A 16,249-nucleotide genomic window follows, 5' to 3' on the forward strand; every position below is an offset into this window, starting at 1 on the left:
CGTTTCCGCCAACTTTACCCCCACAATTGGAAACGACGCGGTGCCCCTACAGCAGCCGCGTCGCCCCTATTCCCTATCACTCACAACGGATTGGAGAAACCGTTTGCCTACCCCCTAAGTAGGCTTTGTGAGCGCCTCTCACTCTAGCACTCTTTTCATTCACAGCGGTAGCAAAATCTGGAAATGCACGTAACGTATCTTGACACTTATGCGATGTGCCGTCCGCAGACCTGTGAGCTAGGCCTTTTCTTTGCCTTCCCGCCCGGCGGGTGCGCCTACGAGCACGAAGGCCGCGACCGCGATCACCCCCAAAATAGCCAGGGCTGTCCACAGCTGCGGGGACTGCCCACCATTGCCCGCCACGGTAATGGCGGAGGTTGCCCATTGCATGGGGAAGAGGTGCACGAGCGCGCTCATCGCGGCGTTGAGATCGGTGCCGGTCGACGCCGCCTTCCACGCCCATCCCACGACGCCGACCTGTGCGACAGCAAGCACACTTCCCAGGAACCAGCCGCCCGCACCAAGCCAGCGCACCAGCGCGAACACCATGCTTGCCGACGCCACCCCAGCCCCCGCCGCCGCAAGCCCCGCCCAGGCCACCGCGGCCGCGGTCACGCCGGTAGCCAAAAGAGCCACGAGCAGGCCCACGACAACACCGATGAGCACCGCTCCGCCGAGCAGCACGAGGATACGGCGGTTGACGCGCGTGAGCAGAGCACCGATAACGCCCCCGCCCAGAACCGCAATAGCCGCAAGGAGCATAGCGACGATGGGGCTCAGCAGCTGAGCGGGCTCGGCACCGGCCTCAGCGGGCCCGGCGACGGTCGGCATCGCACGCTGCGCTCCCTGCACCTTGGTCTGATTCTGCTTGGCCATGCCGTCGACCTTTTCCGCTCCTTCCACAAGCTTGTCCACGCCCTTAAGAGCCTCATCGACCTTGGCATTGAGCTCGCCAATGCCAGCATTGAGCTGTTGTGCGCCCTCCGTGGCTTGGTAGACACCATCGTGATAGGCATAGCCGCTCACGGACAACTGGTTGGAAAGCTCGCGCGAGCCATCCTTCAACTGCGTCAGTTGGTCCTGAATGGACTGATCAAATTGGAAGTTCTCCACTTGGCTGCGCAGATCACCGAGCTGCGCGCGGATGTTCTTTGCCTCCGCCGAGTTATTTCCTTCCAGGTCTTTGAGGGTGCCGTCGATTGCCTGCAGGATCTGTCCGCGAACCACCCCGAGACCGATGACTTGGTCGACGGCTCCGCCGACGCCGTTAGCCAGCTCAGTAGCGCCGTTGCCCAGCTGCGCGGTGCCGGACTGCAGCTGCACAAGCCCGTCATAAAGCTCTTGCGAGCCACCAGCCAGCTTGTCTACTCCGCCGCCAAGCTCACCGGCACCATCCTGCAGCTCGCCGGTGCCATCGGCAAGCTGCTGCGCGCCATTAGCCAGGAAGCCGGCCTGGGCATTGGCTTCGGAGAGGGCTCGGGCGACGTCGTAAAGCTCAGCCGGATCGATGGTGCCATCGCTGGGCGCACCCGCCTGTTCCTGGGACCAGGTCTCGGCTGGTTGCCATTCGGATACGGCGGCGACGGCCGCGCCGATGATGAGCGGCAGGATGAGCACGAGGGTGAGGATAAGAGCGCGGGCGCCAATTTTCCGGTTGGCATCTGCAGGGCTGGCTAGGCGTGAGGTCATGTAAAAGAAACTATCGTTCACGCTGCGCAAAAGCGGTCAGGCGCGCGGAAAAGCCCCGCCAGGAACTAGCTTTAATGAACTAGACCGGCGGGGCTTTTGAAGCCACGAGATTAACTCACTGAGGTGGTATTACTTCTTTTCAGCGAAAAGCTCGCGCACGCGCTTGCCCAGCTGCGGGGAGACAGCATCCCAGTAAGCGTAAACGCGCTCCTCGGTCTCCGGGGACACGCCTGCCATGGCATTGGTGATGTTGTCTGCCAGACGCTCCTTGGCACCATCGTCGTAGACGTTCTCGTACAGGTCGGTGGCCTGTATGGTGTCATTGTCTTCAGCGTGATGGACGTAGGGCGCGCGGACCAGGTCGATACCTGCCGGGTCCGGGTTTACGTAGAGGTCCGGGGCGGTGGTGGTCTCCTGCTCCTTGAAGCGCAGGTTCTCATCACCGTCGAGGTAGCCGCCGCCCTTGGCGTGACGGTTCGGGGAGTAGACCGGATCCTCCGGAGCGTTGAACAGGTATTGCATCGGCCCCTCATGCTCATAGGTGTTGACCTGGTTGAGCGGCTGGTTCACCGGCAGCTGCTTGTAGTTCGGTCCAATGCGGTAGCGCTGCTGGTCAGAGTATGCAAAGACGCGTGCCTGCAGCATCTTATCCGGGGACAGGCCAATGCCCGGGACGATGTTAGACGGATCCAGGGCAACCTGCTCAATCTGCGCGAAGAAGTTGCGCGGGTTGCGGTTGAGCACGAAGTATCCGACATCTACCAGCGGGTAATCCTTCTTGGACCAGGTCTTGGTGAGGTCGAAGGGGTTGAAGCGGTACTCCTCGGCCTCCGCCACCGGCATGATCTGAACCTTGACGTCCCAGACCGGGAAGTTGCCTTCCTCGATGGCGTTGTAGAGGTCCTCGCGGTGGTAGTCCGCGTTCTTACCAGCGATCTCCGTGGCTTCGGCGTCGGTGAAGTTCTCCACGCCCTGGCGAGTCTTGAAGTGGTACTTCACCCAGAAGGCGTCACCGGACTCGTTGACCCACTGGAAGGTGTGGGAACCGTAACCGTTCTGGTGGCGGGTGGTCTTCGGGGTACCGCGGTCACCCATGAGGTAGGTCACCTGGTGGGTGGTCTCCGGGTTGCGGGTCCAGAAATCCCACTGCATGTCAGCATCGCGCAGGCCGTTGGCGCCCAGACGCTTCTGGGAGTGGATGAAGTCGGGGAACTTGATGCCATCACGAATGAAGAAGACCGGGGTGTTGTTGCCCACGATGTCGTAGTTGCCGTCCTCAGTGTAGAAGCGCAGCGCGAAGCCGTGGACGTCACGCCAGGTATCCGGGGAGCCCTGCTCGCCGGCAACGGTAGAGAAACGGCCCATCATCGGGGTCACGGTGCCCTTCTGGAAGAGCTTTGCCTTGGTGTAGGCGGAGACATCCTCGGTAACGTGCAGCTCACCAAAAGCGCCGTGGCCCTTAGCGTGCGGGGTGCGCTCCGGCACGCGCTCGCGGTTGAAGTGCGCCAGCTTCTCAATCAGGTGGATGTCATTGAGCACTACCGGGCCGTTCTGGCCAACGGTGATGCTGGTGTTCTCAGTAGCAACCGGCTGACCGGACGGGCGGGTAGTGTTCGGGCCGCCCGGGGCGCGCTGCCCCTTGTCTAGAACCTTGTCTGCCGCGGACTCATTCGAAGCGTTAGTCATGGGGTTAATGCCTCCTAGATCGGTTGATAATTTGCTTTACATTATCAATCACGGACCTTTCATAGACTACCCATAAAAAATGACCTGCGCAACAGTTTTTAAGGTTGCCAGAGGTCATAGCCTTAACACCGAGGTGTCCAAATCCCACCTCCCCGACTGGTAAGTTATGGGAGGTGAAACGACACTCCGAGCGCGACGATGCGCGCGTCACCGACCTCGCCCTCAAGGCAGGCCGCGGCGATCGCGCAGCCCTCACGGAGTTCATCAAGTCCACCCAGGATGATGTCTGGCGCTTACTCGCCCACCTCGGCGGCCCCGACATCGCAGACGATCTCACCCAAGAGACATATCTGCGCGTCATCGGCGCACTCCCCCGCTTCGCCGCCCGTTCCTCAGCGCGCACATGGCTGCTTTCGCTTGCCCGCCGCGTATGGGTAGACAACATCCGCCACGACATGGCCCGCCCACGCAAGTCCAGCACCGAGTACGAGGATGCCGCCGCCCTTGCTGCGACTCCCGAAAACGCCGGAACGTGGAGCGAGTGGATCGACGCCCGCGCGCTTATCGACGCCCTCCCAGAAGACCGCCGCGAAGCCCTCATCCTGACCCAAGTTCTGGGCTATACCTACGAGGAGGCCGCGAAGATCGCCGGGGTCCGCGTGGGCACTATCCGCTCCCGCGTGGCCCGCGCTCGCAAGGACTTAATCGACCAACGCGGCTAATCGTTATCGAGCCGTTACAAATGGGTGCGGCTGGTCACAGAACCTGCATCTACATGCGCCAAACGGCAAGTTCTGACACCCCCGCCACTGCCTATCCTTAAGGAAACCGCAGCCCCAGCTGGAAAATACCTATCGAACACACCTAATCTTTTTCGAGGCACACGTGATAAATCGATAGTCGAACCGGGCCCGCGAGGCTTTCCCAATTGCCCGCACCACACCTTGGGTAGTGATGGCATCCCCCGGCGCGTGTGAGATTGAGAGACACCTTTACTTTATGTGGAAACGCGCAGTGGCCATCTCTATGGCCTTCATCGGCGTCGTCGTCGGCGCCGGCTTTGCATCGGGCCAGGAAGCAGTCCAGTACTTCGTGGCCTTCGGAAACAAGGGCCTGTGGGGCGTTGTGCTTGCTGCCGCCCTCATGATCATTACCGGCGTGTCGATTCTGCAGCTCGGATCCTACTTCCAGGCTGACGAACACACGGCTGTCTACGACAGGATCACTGGTCCCATCGTCTCCCGAATTTTGGACTGGGGAACCTTGGCCACGCTGTTCTCCATTGGCTTCGTCATGTTCGCCGGTGGTGGCTCCACTATCAGCCAGCAATTCGAGGGCGTGCCCATCTGGGTGGGCGGCGCCGTCATGCTCGTGCTCGTCCTGCTGGTGGGTCTCCTTGACGTGGATAAAGTCAGTTCTGTTATCGGCGCGATTACGCCTTTCATCATTTTCTTCGTGGTCCTGGCCACCGGCTACACCATCATCGTGACCGACGTGGATTGGTCCTGGGCCAATGACTATGCCATCAACAACGTGGAGAGTCCCCTCAACAACTGGTGGCTGGCAGCGCTGAACTACACCGGCCTCAACGTTATGTGTGCGGTGTCGATGTCCATCGTCATCGGCGGCAACATCCTGGATAACCGCGCTGTAGGCATCGGCGGCCTCATCGGTGGCTTCTTCTACCTACTCCTGCTCGCTCTCCTCGTGGTCTCTCTCTACATGGTGGCCCCGGACGTTCACGAGCAGGACCTGCCGGTACTCTCACTGATCAATAACGTGAACCCAATCCTGGGTTACTTCATGACGTTCATCATCTATGGCATGGTCTTCAACACCGCCATCGGCATGTTCTACGCCATGGGCAAGCGCCTCACCCGTAAGAAGCCGAAGCTCTTCTACCCTGTCTACGCAGGCGCCTGTGTCGTCGGCTTCATCCTCTCTTTCATCGGCTTCAAGCAACTGGTCTCCAGTGTCTACCCGATTCTGGGCTGGATCGGCCTGCTCATGATTGCCGTCATGGTCATCACGTGGATTACCCAGCGTGACAAGATCACCTCTGAGTCTGACCGCCGCGTGCGCGCCCGCACCCTGGTCAAGCGCCGCCTGGACCCGCGCGAGCACTTCACCAAGAAGAACGAGCGCGAGCTGCGCAAGCTGGCAGCGGCCTCCAACATGGAAACTGAAGAGTTTGTCTCCACCGTCGCCGATGAGATCCATGAAGAACTCGAAGCTGACGATGAGATTGAATACGACCGCGAGGACCCGGATCCATCCGTGACCTTTGTGGAGCACACCAAGCCCGAGGTCCCGAAGGACTAGCGTTTCCCCGCTGACAGAAGAAAAGTCCGCTCCCAGAGTGATATCTGGGGCGGACTTTTCTTATTTATGCGGGTTCTAAAACTCGCTGCAGCTTTGCCTTTAAACTAGCAGCTCCGCAATCTGAATGGTGTTGAGCGCGGCGCCCTTGCGCAGGTTATCGCCGGAAACAACGAAGATGAGACCCTTGTTATCTTCCACCGTCTGGTCTTGGCGGATGCGCCCAACCAGGGAAAGGTCGATGCCTGCTGCCGCCAGCGGGGTCGGCACATCGACGACCTTGACGCCCGGCGCAGAGGACAGCACCTCGTGGGCCTGCTCCGGGGTAATCGGCTTCTCGAACTCCGCGTGCACCACCATGGTGTGACCGGTGAATACCGGGATGCGCACGCAGGTGCCAGAGACCTTCAGCTCCGGGATGCCCAGGATCTTGCGGGACTCGTTGCGCAGCTTCTGCTCCTCGTCCGTTTCTTCCGTGCCATCATCGACGAGGTTGCCAGCCAGCGGCAGCGCGTTATACGCAATCGGGGCGACGTAGGGGCCCAGATCCTCCTCGGAGACCTCGAGCGCCGAGCCATCGTGGACGAGCTCCACGCTGCGGTCACCGATGGACGCTACCTGCTTAACCAGGGTTTCCACGCCTACCAGGCCGGAACCGGAAACGGCCTGGTAGGAGGCGACGCGCATGGTGGTGAGACCGGCGGCGTCGTGAAGCGCCTTCGTGACCGGCATGATCGCCATGGTCGTGCAGTTCGGGTTCGCGATAATGCCCTTCGGGGTGTTGCCCTTTTCCTGCGGGTTCACTTCCGAGACGATGAGCGGCACATCCGGGTCCTTGCGCCACGCGGAGGAGTTATCCACCACGATGGCACCGGCCTCGGCGAAGAGAGGGGCATACTCCTTCGAGGTAGCGCCGCCGGCGGAAAACACAGCGACGTCAATCCCAGCAAGGCTTTCAACGGTCTGCTCCGCCAAATCTTCCACGACAATCTTCTCCTCGCGGAAGGTGAGCTCCTGGCCCGCCGAACGCGCGGAGGCAAAGAAGCGAACCGTATCGGCCGGGAAGTTGCGCTCCTCCAAGAGGGTGCGCATCACGCGGCCGACCTGGCCGGTGGCGCCTACAACTGCAACAGTGGTCATGACCTTAACTCCTTAAACTTTAGCGTCCGGTACCAGCATAAACGGTGGCCTCTTCCTCGCCACCCAGCTGGAACTTCTCATGCAAAGCAATGGCTGCCTTATCGAGATCGGCCTCGCGGGTCAGCACGGAAATGCGGATCTCGGAGGTGGAGATGAGCTCCATGTTGACCCCAGCATCACGCAACGCTTCCGTGAAGTCGGCGGTGACACCCGGGTGGGACTTCATGCCTGCGCCGACGAGGGAGACCTTGCCCACCTGGTCGTCGTACAGCACGTTGGCCCAGTGGCCCTCCTCCTTGAGCTTGGCCAGGATCTCCATTGCCTTCGGGCCATCGGAGCGCGGGCAAGTGAAGGTGATGTCGGTGGTGCCGGACTCCAGGGAGGAGACGTTTTGCAGCACCATGTCGATGTTGATCTCAGCGTCCGCGATGGTGCGGAAGACCTTGGCTGCCTCGCCGGGGCGGTCCGGAATGCCCAAAACGGTGACCTTGGCCTCGGAACGGTCGGTGGCGATACCGGTAAGTACTGCTTCTTCCACGGGGATATCCTCCATTGATCCGGCAATCAGCGTGCCGGGGTCGGTTGAATAAGACGAGCGAACTCGAAGGGGAACGTTGAACGCGCGAGCGTACTCGACGCTGCGCAGGACCAGAATCTTGGAGCCGACGGCCGCCAGTTCCAACATCTCTTCAAAGGAAAGCTGGTCGAGTTTCTTGGCGTTATGGACGATGCGAGGGTCGGCGGTGTAAACGCCGTCGACATCGGAGTAAATCTCACACACATCGGCCTTAAGTGCTGCCGCCAGCGCCACCGCGGTGGTATCTGAACCGCCGCGGCCGAGGGTGGTGACATCACGCGATTCCTTATTGACACCCTGGAAACCCGCAACGATGCAGATCTTGCCTTCTTCCAGCGCTTCGGTAAGGCGGCCCGGGGTGACGTCGACAATGCGGGCGTTTCCGTGGCGCTCGGTGGTGAGCACGCCGGCCTGGGAGCCGGTGAAGGATTGAGCCTGCGCGCCCAAGGACTCCACCGCCATGGCAACGAGCGCATTGGAGATGCGCTCGCCGGCAGTCAGCAACATGTCCATCTCGCGCTGCGGCGGGACGGGATTGACCTGGGCCGCAAGGTCTAGGAGTTCATCGGTGGTATCCCCCATGGCGGAGCACACGACAACCACGTCGTTGCCCTGTTTCTTCGTCGCCACAATGCGCTCCGCCACCGCGCGAATGCGCTCTGCGCTTTCGAGGGAGGATCCCCCGTATTTCTGTACGACTAGGGCCACTGATGGTCCCACCTTTCCTGTCTGTGAGGGCCAATATCTGTTCACCGCCCAATACCTATAGACCGGCAGTCAACTCCTTTAGCCTACCGCCCTTTGGCTACCATCGAAACACGTACTGGGTATTAATTCCAGGTAGGGTAGAAACAGTGTTTTCAAACCTGGTCGCCATTGCGTTCGCACTGGCCTCGGCACTAGTCGTGGCCTGGGGAACTGTCATACGCCACCGCATCGTGTTGGACGCCAGCTCCCGCAGCGTCATGCGCACTGCAATTCGCACGCCCCTGTGGTGGGTTGGCACCGGTGCCGCCATTGTCGCCTATGCCTTGCAGCTCATCGCGCTCCATTTCGGCACACTGCTCATCGTGCAGCCCATCCTTGTCCTATCCCTCATGTTCACGCTGCCGCTTGCTGCGTGGTATTCCCGCCGGCCGATGCCGCCGCGGGAGATCTTCTGGTGCCTGACGCTGACCATCGCAGTGAGCATCATGGTGGTCTACGGGCGCCCCACCGCAGGCTTGACGACGCCCACCTGGTCCCAATGGTGGCCCGCCTTCGCCCTCGGCGCGCTGACACTCACCGCGCTCTTTGTGGCGGCCTATAACCGGCCGGAGGAATCCGCGCTGGCACTCGGCGCCGCCTGCGGCATCCTCTACGGCTACGTGGCGCTCGTAGCAAAAGCGGTGGTTGACGTCCTCTCCCACCAAGGCATCGCAACATTGCTAGCCAGTTGGGAGCTATACGCACTCATCGGACTGGCGGCTTCCGGCACGGTCATCCAGCAGTATTCCTTCCACGCCGGTGCCTTGGCGCACTCCCTTCCCGCCATGACCATCATGGAGCCCATCGTGGCTTTCGGCTTAGGCTACTGGGTCCTGGGTGAAAAATTTCAGGTCGAGAGCGTTGCGGGATGGTGCGTGATGGGCGCTTCACTCATCATCATGATCTCGGCGACGATCGTCTTATCGCGCGTTCCGGTCAACCCGGGAAGCACTCAGCGCGCGGAGCAAAGCCCGCGCTAGATCGCCCACTCAAAGACCACCAGCATATACGCGGAGAACCACGCTGACCACAGGACCCATGCACCACAGGCAGCCCACAGCACGCGCGGCCGCAGGGCACTAGCCGCTCGCACAACCCACGGCAGGATCAAGATAATGGCGGGCAGGAGGAGACGCGGGCGCGAGTGCATGATGCCGTCGGAAAGCAGCACATTCGCGCAAAGCGCAGCACTAAACCACCAGGCCACCGGGGTAACCCTCCCCCATGCTGCCACCAGCAGCACAGGAACGCCCACGATCACCAGGGTGGTGAGCAGGTAGCCCACGTCGTTGTTCTCAGTCAGGGTTTCCCACACGAACTGCACGGTTGCCACACCGCCATCAAAGGTGGAATTCCAATGCTCAGTTTGAATCCCGAAGTAGCCACCAGCATCTGCCAAATAACGCTGCGTCCACAGTAGATATGCCGGTAGCGGGAGCGCTGCGACGACGACACCAAGCCACGCCTGCCAGGAGCGCCGCCCATAAATGAGCACCCACAGAGCAAAGACGGCGAGGAAGTCGACGGAGGTCAACCGAACGAAGGATAAGGCGAAGCCGAATGCCGCTGCACGCCACCAGGCGTGATCATCTAAGGCTATAAGCCCCCACACCACGAGGGCACCGAAAAGGGCCTCGGTATAGGGCATCGAAAATACGATAGACATCGGTGCGCTGCTCACCACGAGGGCCGCTGCACATTGCCCACGACGCTGCGCACCCACGCGCCGCGCCAAAACAATGACTCCGGCGGCCATGACTGCAGTAAGCACGGTGTTAACAATGAGCGCGGCTATCTCCAGACTGATTCCAGTCCAGCCCAGCACCCGCAGCAGCATGGGAAAGCCCGGAAAGAAAGCCATAGTGATTTCATGGACCGGGCCATCCGTGTTGATGTCGGCGTCGAAATACCCCGCGCGTGCGATTTCCAGGTAGTACTTGGAATCCCAGGCTGTGAGCCGATCCCACATTTCCTGTTCATTAACGGCGGCAGTGACGCCGAGAACAGTGATACGCACTGCGGTGCCGACAACCGCGACCAGCACAGCAACCGACAGAAGCGCTAGCCTCCCCTGCGCACCTGCCGGGGAGGCAGCAGCTGATAGGGCGCCTTCTACTGCGGTATCCGCCCGAGGTTCCGGTCTCGTCTTTGTGGAGTTTTCTTCGTGCACGCCACACATCCTATCCACACCGCACCACGTCCCAATATGTGAAATCAGTTGCCACACAATGAGAAGCGTTGTATTGTGGCTCACATGACTTTGCGGCACACTCTTCTCCTTAGTAGCCGCGGCGGGATTTAGGTTTGTAGCTTTACGGCCAGCGCCCCGTCGCGGAGCGTGGTGATGCCAACACACACCGCAGCTGGCCGTTCCCCACGATTCGCTCCACAGTTGCTCATCACAGCGACACAGCGAAACACACGCCTCACATAAGGAAGAGACCAACACTATGTCCCCCAACGATTCTTTCATCTCCGCTCCCCGCGAAATCACCACCCCAGCCGGCCCGCGCAATGACAACCAACCTGCCTGGAACAAACAGCGCGGTTCCTCGATGCCAGTTCACCGCTACCAGAGCTTCGCCGAAGAGGTCGAGCCGGTTAGCCTGCCTGACCGCACGTGGCCGGATAAGAAAATCACCGTGGCTCCGCAGTGGTGCGCGGTGGACCTGCGCGACGGCAACCAGGCCCTCATTGACCCGATGAGCCCCGAGCGCAAGCACCGCATGTTCGACCTGCTGGTCACGATGGGTTACAAGGAAATCGAGGTGGGCTTTCCTTCCGCCTCTCAGACGGATTTCGACTTCGTTCGCGAGATTATCGAGGGCAACAAGATTCCGGAAGACGTCACCATTCAGGTCCTGGTACAGGCCCGCGAGCACCTGATCCGCCGCACTTTCGAGGCATGCCAAGGCGCAAAGAACGTCATCGTGCACTTCTACAACTCCACCTCGAAGCTGCAACGCCGCGTGGTCTTCCGCAAGGACCGCCCGGCCATTAAGAAGCTGGCAACGGACGCTGCGGAGCTCATCAAGAGCATTGCCAAGGATTACCCGGACACCAACTGGCGCTGGGAATACTCGCCGGAATCCTTCACAGGAACCGAACTGGACTTTGCTGTTGAGGTCTGCGATGCCGTTGTCGACATCATGGAGGCAACTCCAGAAAACCCCATGATCATCAACCTGCCTTCCACCGTTGAGATGATCAGCCCGAACGTTTACGCCGACCAGATCGAGTGGATGCACCGCAACTTTGCTCGACGTGATTCCATCATCATGTCCCTGCACCCCCACAACGACCGCGGCGAAGGCATCGCCGCCGCTGAGCTGGGCTACATGGCCGGTGCAGACCGCATCGAGGGCTGTCTGTTCGGCAATGGTGAGCGCACCGGCAACGTGGACATCGTTACCCTGGGACTGAACATGCTGACCCAGGGAGTGGATCCGCAGATCGACTTCTCCGATCTGCCGAAGATCCGCGAGACCGTGGAATACTGCAACCAGCTGCGCGTACCGGAGCGCCACCCCTACGGCGGCGAACTGGTATTTACGGCCTTCTCCGGCTCGCACCAGGACGCCATCAACAAGGGCCTGGACGCCCTGGCACAGGAGGTGCGCCCAGGCGCGAACAACACCGAGGTTTCTTGGGAAGAGCTGCAGGAAACCACCTGGGAAGTCCCCTACCTGCCCATCGATCCGAAGGATGTCGGCCGCGATTACCAGGCGGTCATTCGCGTCAACTCGCAGTCCGGCAAGGGCGGCGTTGCTTACATCATGAAGACCGATCACGGCATCAACATGCCACGCGCCATGCAGGCGGAGTTCTCCTCCGTGGTCCAAGCGGTGACCGATGCCGAGGGCGGCGAGGTCAACTCCAAGAACATGTGGGACATCTTTGCCAACGAATTCCTGGAGCGCACTTCCCCGCTGGAGCTGGTCTCCTTCCAGGTGGACAACTCCACCACGGAGGATGAGGATGCCAAGGTAACCGCAACCATCGTCTTCAACGGTGAAAAGCGCATCGTCTCAGGCACCGGCAACGGCCCTATCGCCGCATACGCTAATGCCTTGGAGGATGTCGGAATTGATTTTGAGGTCATCGACTACTCCCAGCAGTCCCGCACCTCCGGTGACGATGCGGAGGCAGCCTGCTACATTGCCGCCGAAGTCAACGGCGCCCAGGTATGGGGTGCCGGCATCGCCGGCTCCACGACGCGCGCGTCCATCAACGCGATTACCTCTGCCGTCAACCGCGCGGACTAACGCTGACCACATCCGCCGACCAGCCGGAAGAAGCAGCAGCAGCAGAAGAAGAAGAAGGAGGAGCTCGGCCTCATCACCCGACCTCCTCCTTTGCGTATAATCCCCAGCACAATCTCTTTTGCTAATGTTTCCCCTTGCAACGCTGTGCTGGATATGCACTGTTGTAGCCCACCACGGCGAGTTATATAATCAACAAAGATAATTTTTCACAAGAACAATTTGAGCATCTTGTGCGGTTAAATGGATTTAAGTCCACGCTACGACATTCCCTACTGCGCACGGTTTCACACCTAGCGAATTCGGCACGGTACGAGTAACGAAGGCGAATAGTATGACGGTCACCAACTACGTGGTCCCCCACCGTGGTTTTGGTGAACCCCGCCGCCTTACGGTTGACGCCGTCAACCCAGAGATGTTCTTACAGCTGTTCTCTTCAGCAGAAAATAGCCATCTCCCCGTTACCTTGTGTGGGCACTCCAGCTCCGGCTTCCGTGTCCGGCATGGAGGGGAAATCGTCGGCGTCATTCCCGCCTCCCAGTCTGCCGCTTATGCAGAGCTGGACTCGATCATCGGTGCGGGATTAACTCCTCAGGCCACCGCAGAGATCGCGCTCCGCGAAGATGCGGCAGAGGAATCCATCCCGGTGTTTGAGGTTCTCCTCCCCGAACCAGGCCTGTGCGTTCCCTTCAATATCCCCCCAGCCCAGCGCTGGGGCATGCTCAACGGTGACCGCGCACTGCATATCACTGATTTTTCGGCGACCACGCACTCTTTGCCGAAGCACCCCGCCCATCTCCTCGTGCGCTTGTCCAACCGCCGGCACTTTTTCCGCCGTGCCATCGAGGTTCACCTAGATGACGAACTCGTCGCCACCATTCCGCGCGATCAAGCCTCGCAGTTGAGCGATACCATCACGGGATTCAAACACGAGGGTCTCATCGCAATTGCTCGCGCCTACTTCACCCCAGATGCCGAAGCCCCAACGTTAACTCTCTACACCGAAGATGGAACACCAAACACCAGTTTTGCGGTGAAAACCGCAGGCGTCATCGCCGCTGCCGCGGGAGCGGCTGCCGCGACGGCGGCAAGTACCGCCAAGGCACACGCAACAATCGCACCTATCGGCAGCTCCAAGGCAGCGGGTGCGGCACAGACCACTGGTTCCGCTGTTACAAAGGGTGCACAAGCCCTCTCCCTGAATTCAGTTGGGGCTGCCGCGACGACTGGAACCCAGATCGCTGTCGCTGGCACCGGGCTCAAGCTAGCCTGCGCAGCAAGTGTCGCTGTACTCGTCGGCGGCACCGCTAGCTTTGTCTCCTCAGTGCGCGCAATGCATCCCGCCCATGACCATGTCACCGACTCGGTTCTGGAGGGCTATACCACGTCGCTGCCGGCTCCGAGCCCGGCCAATGATGCAGAAGCTGACAGCGAACCTTCCGCCTGGGCAGAAGAGGAGACCGAAGGCACCGCCGCAGGGATTCACCGCCCTGAGCATCACAGTCTTGCGACCACATCCCGCGCCATCGAGAACACTGCTTTCTCCGCCTCGGCAGAGCCAACTGAGCTGACCGGGCAGCCTGAGCCAACTGAACCAGCAGAGCCCACTCAACATGCAGAGCTGGCTGCGCCTGAGGAAGTGACTCCTTCCCCTCGCAGCAGCCACGAAGTGCCCGCAACGCCGGAAGCAGAGACTCAGCCCGAAGAGCCGGAGAAGAACACCCCTTCCACGCGCACGAGCGAACCTAGCTCTACGCCGACTCAGAAGGCGACCCCAACTTCGGCGGCTCCGAACACCACTCCGACGGCTACCCCACGTACGTCTGAACCAGCTCCGTCGACCACGGCTGCGCCGATAACTTCCGAGCCCAGCGATTCCCTCACGTCAGAGCCAACCACCGAGTCCTCTCCCGAGCCGAGCGAAACGCCCACCTCAGAGCCGACCACTGAGTCCTCGCCGAAGCCTGAGCACACCTCCGAACCGAGCAGCACGCCAAAGATCTCTCCCGAACCGAGCGAGACACCAACGTCGGAACTGACCACTGAGCCCACGCCCGAGCCCAGCGAAACGCCCAAGCCAAAGCCGAGCACAGAGCGCACTCCTGAACCAAGCCGCACACCGGACCCAACTCCAGAGCCAACGCCTGACCGCGACGGCTGGGTCATCATCATCGAATTCGGTTAGTCACCTCAGCGCGTAGCGCCACCCTTACTTCCATTTAGGTGGTTCGCACCGCTTCACGTGTGCCCTTTCCAGCTTCCTCGCAGTTGGGTACTAAACTGTGAACAATGACTACGACACCCGGCCCCACCAAGCCTGCAGCGCAGCCTGGCGCAGCAGGGACGCCGGCCGCGGCGTCACCGAACACCAACGCCCCGAAGCCGGGACCACGCCCGCACCAGGCTGCCCAAAAGCAGACCGGGAATGAGCAACAAACGGCCCAGCCGCACAAGGACGACAACAAGGACAAGGCCACCGCCCGCGAGGAAGCCCTCGCAGCTTTCCCCTTCGTGGCGCTGACCATCCAAACCACCGGCATCCACCCTTCCACCGGCAGACTGCTCACTGTGGATGCGCTAACCCTCAACGCCGAAGGCGAAATCGGCCAAGAGTTCCACGCCGTCATCAATCCGGGCGAGGACCCAGGCCCTAAACACCTGCACGGTCTCAGTGCTGAGGAAGTCCAGGCAGGACAGTCCTTTTCCATGCTCCTCAAACCACTGGACCGGCTCATCGATGGCCGCACTCTCATCGTCCACGACGCCCCCTACACCTGGGGTTTCATCGTCTCAGAGGCACGCCGCGCAATGACCGCCGCCGCCCGCCAAAACCGCGCGCGCAATCGCAACCGCGGCAAGGGCCGGCGCCGCCGATTCAAGGTGGGACACGTTCCCACCCCAGTGGCGATCGTGGATACCCTCGCCACGGCTCGTCGCCAAAGCGTGTGGGGCACCGATATTCGTCTGGCAGCAGTTGCTCGCGATACCGGCCTTCCGGCGCCTGACCCCACGGCCAGCGTCGAACGTGCGCAGAAGCCGGAGAAGGAGACCTCCCGCGAAGCAACCCGCCTGCTTGTGGATCTTTATCGCGCGCAAGCTTCAGGCCCACTGAGCAGTGCAGCACCGGATGATCTGCGAGCGGACCGTTTTGGGCTGCAGCGTTCCCACGTCCGCGTCGACGCTGCTGAAGCGCCCCGCCAGCACCACAACCCTGGCGCGTATGTGCCCGGCAAGGAGCTCATCCGCGGCATGGAGATCGTTGTAGCCCCGGAAATCACCGAGGACCCCGATACCATCATCGCCGCCCTAGCCCGCGAGGAGCTCAACTACTCTGAAAAGCTCACCCGAGAAACGTCCCTGGTGGTCTGCAACATCACCACCAACCTCGTGGGCAAGCCCATGCACGCTCACCGCAAGGACATCCCCCTGATGTCCGACGTTGCCTTCCTTGCCGCTCTCGAGCGCATCGAGGAACCCACGGAGTCAGAGGAAGAATCCGGGTCTAAGTCAACGGGTAGCTCGGGCGGACGCCACAGCAGCGGACAATCCAACCGCAATCGTTCCACGAACAAGAACCGCCGCCGCTCGCGCCGCAAGTCCTCCGGTACTCAGCACTCTGCCAAGCAGGAACACGCGCAGAAGAAGCACCAGGGCTCTTCGTCCGACGGATCTGCGAGTGACAAGCGCGCCCAGTCGGACTCCGACTCGAACAACCGGAACAGGGGCGGCAATAAAGGTCGCCGCCGTCGCCGGCGCGGTGGACGTGGCCGCCGCGGTAGTGGCAACCACCAGAAGCAGCAAAACTCGGGACACAACCGCTCACACAACA

Annotated in this window: 10 protein-coding genes and 1 pseudogene; 6 read left to right on the forward strand and 5 right to left on the reverse strand. The window is 61.0% G+C overall.

Going from position 1 to position 16,249, the window contains the following annotated elements; translation table 11 throughout:
• Positions 1 to 237: 237 nt before the first annotated feature.
• On the reverse strand, positions 238 to 1,689 hold the full coding sequence (locus tag HMPREF2781_RS08620) for a hypothetical protein (RefSeq protein WP_070645407.1): 1,452 nt from the start codon (positions 1,687 to 1,689) through the stop codon (positions 238 to 240).
• Positions 1,690 to 1,818: 129 nt separating this feature from the next.
• Positions 1,819 to 3,375 (reverse strand): catalase, encoded by a 1,557-nt coding sequence (locus tag HMPREF2781_RS08625; RefSeq protein WP_070645409.1) that lies wholly within the window; start codon positions 3,373 to 3,375, stop codon positions 1,819 to 1,821.
• A 173-nt stretch (positions 3,376 to 3,548) separates the two neighbouring features.
• On the opposite strand from HMPREF2781_RS08625, the gene HMPREF2781_RS08630 reads away from it, so the two are divergent.
• The gene (locus tag HMPREF2781_RS08630) at positions 3,549 to 4,097 is read left to right on the forward strand and encodes an RNA polymerase sigma factor (RefSeq protein WP_070444226.1); all 549 of its coding nucleotides are present in this window, start codon (positions 3,549 to 3,551) and stop codon (positions 4,095 to 4,097) included.
• Positions 4,098 to 4,374: 277 nt separating this feature from the next.
• Complete coding sequence (locus HMPREF2781_RS08635) at positions 4,375 to 5,697, forward strand: YkvI family membrane protein (protein ID WP_070444228.1); 1,323 nt, start codon at positions 4,375 to 4,377, stop codon at positions 5,695 to 5,697.
• Positions 5,698 to 5,796: 99 nt separating this feature from the next.
• Here the strand turns inward: HMPREF2781_RS08635 and HMPREF2781_RS08640 are convergent, their stop codons facing one another.
• Together HMPREF2781_RS08640 and HMPREF2781_RS08645 are read right to left on the reverse strand one after the other, a co-directional pair.
• The gene (locus HMPREF2781_RS08640) at positions 5,797 to 6,834 is read right to left on the reverse strand and encodes an aspartate-semialdehyde dehydrogenase (RefSeq protein WP_070645411.1); all 1,038 of its coding nucleotides are present in this window, start codon (positions 6,832 to 6,834) and stop codon (positions 5,797 to 5,799) included.
• 19 nt (positions 6,835 to 6,853) lie between these two features.
• Complete coding sequence (locus tag HMPREF2781_RS08645) at positions 6,854 to 8,119, reverse strand: aspartate kinase (protein WP_070444232.1); 1,266 nt, start codon at positions 8,117 to 8,119, stop codon at positions 6,854 to 6,856.
• 146 nt (positions 8,120 to 8,265) lie between these two features.
• On the opposite strand from HMPREF2781_RS08645, the gene HMPREF2781_RS08650 reads away from it, so the two are divergent.
• Entirely contained in the window at positions 8,266 to 9,138 is an 873-nt protein-coding gene (locus HMPREF2781_RS08650; protein ID WP_070645414.1) for a DMT family transporter, read from the forward strand.
• Here HMPREF2781_RS08650 and HMPREF2781_RS08655 read toward each other — a convergent pair.
• Positions 9,135 to 10,337 carry a mannosyltransferase family protein gene (locus HMPREF2781_RS08655; protein ID WP_070645416.1) on the reverse strand — a complete coding sequence of 401 codons (1,203 nt, stop codon included), beginning with the start codon at positions 10,335 to 10,337 and terminating at the stop codon, positions 9,135 to 9,137. The genes HMPREF2781_RS08650 and HMPREF2781_RS08655 overlap by 4 nt on opposite strands.
• A gap of 271 nt (positions 10,338 to 10,608) precedes the next feature.
• On the opposite strand from HMPREF2781_RS08655, the gene leuA reads away from it, so the two are divergent.
• The 3 genes and pseudogenes from leuA to HMPREF2781_RS08670 form a co-directional block, all read left to right on the forward strand.
• The gene (gene leuA, locus HMPREF2781_RS08660) at positions 10,609 to 12,423 is read left to right on the forward strand and encodes a 2-isopropylmalate synthase (protein ID WP_070645417.1); all 1,815 of its coding nucleotides are present in this window, start codon (positions 10,609 to 10,611) and stop codon (positions 12,421 to 12,423) included.
• 331 nt (positions 12,424 to 12,754) lie between these two features.
• Positions 12,755 to 14,605 (forward strand): hypothetical protein, encoded by a 1,851-nt coding sequence (locus HMPREF2781_RS08665; protein ID WP_070645420.1) that lies wholly within the window; start codon positions 12,755 to 12,757, stop codon positions 14,603 to 14,605.
• 104 nt (positions 14,606 to 14,709) lie between these two features.
• Positions 14,710 to 15,915: pseudogene (locus tag HMPREF2781_RS08670) on the forward strand (DNA polymerase III subunit epsilon); the annotation flags it as partial.
• Positions 15,916 to 16,249 lie beyond the last annotated feature (334 nt).

The organism is Corynebacterium sp. HMSC062A03, assembly GCF_001811145.1.
In the GTDB taxonomy this organism is placed as follows: domain Bacteria; phylum Actinomycetota; class Actinomycetes; order Mycobacteriales; family Mycobacteriaceae; genus Corynebacterium; species Corynebacterium aurimucosum.

Coding starts and splice junctions, on each gene's coding strand:
- HMPREF2781_RS08620 (WP_070645407.1), bottom strand. CDS start 1,689: ATGACCTCACGCCTAGCCAGCCCTGCAGATGCCAACCGGAAAATTGGC.
- HMPREF2781_RS08625 (WP_070645409.1), bottom strand. CDS start 3,375: ATGACTAACGCTTCGAATGAGTCCGCGGCAGACAAGGTTCTAGACAAG.
- HMPREF2781_RS08635 (WP_070444228.1), top strand. CDS start 4,375: ATGTGGAAACGCGCAGTGGCCATCTCTATGGCCTTCATCGGCGTCGTC.
- HMPREF2781_RS08640 (WP_070645411.1), bottom strand. CDS start 6,834: ATGACCACTGTTGCAGTTGTAGGCGCCACCGGCCAGGTCGGCCGCGTG.
- HMPREF2781_RS08655 (WP_070645416.1), bottom strand. CDS start 10,337: ATGTGTGGCGTGCACGAAGAAAACTCCACAAAGACGAGACCGGAACCT.
- leuA (WP_070645417.1), top strand. CDS start 10,609: ATGTCCCCCAACGATTCTTTCATCTCCGCTCCCCGCGAAATCACCACC.
- HMPREF2781_RS08665 (WP_070645420.1), top strand. CDS start 12,755: ATGACGGTCACCAACTACGTGGTCCCCCACCGTGGTTTTGGTGAACCC.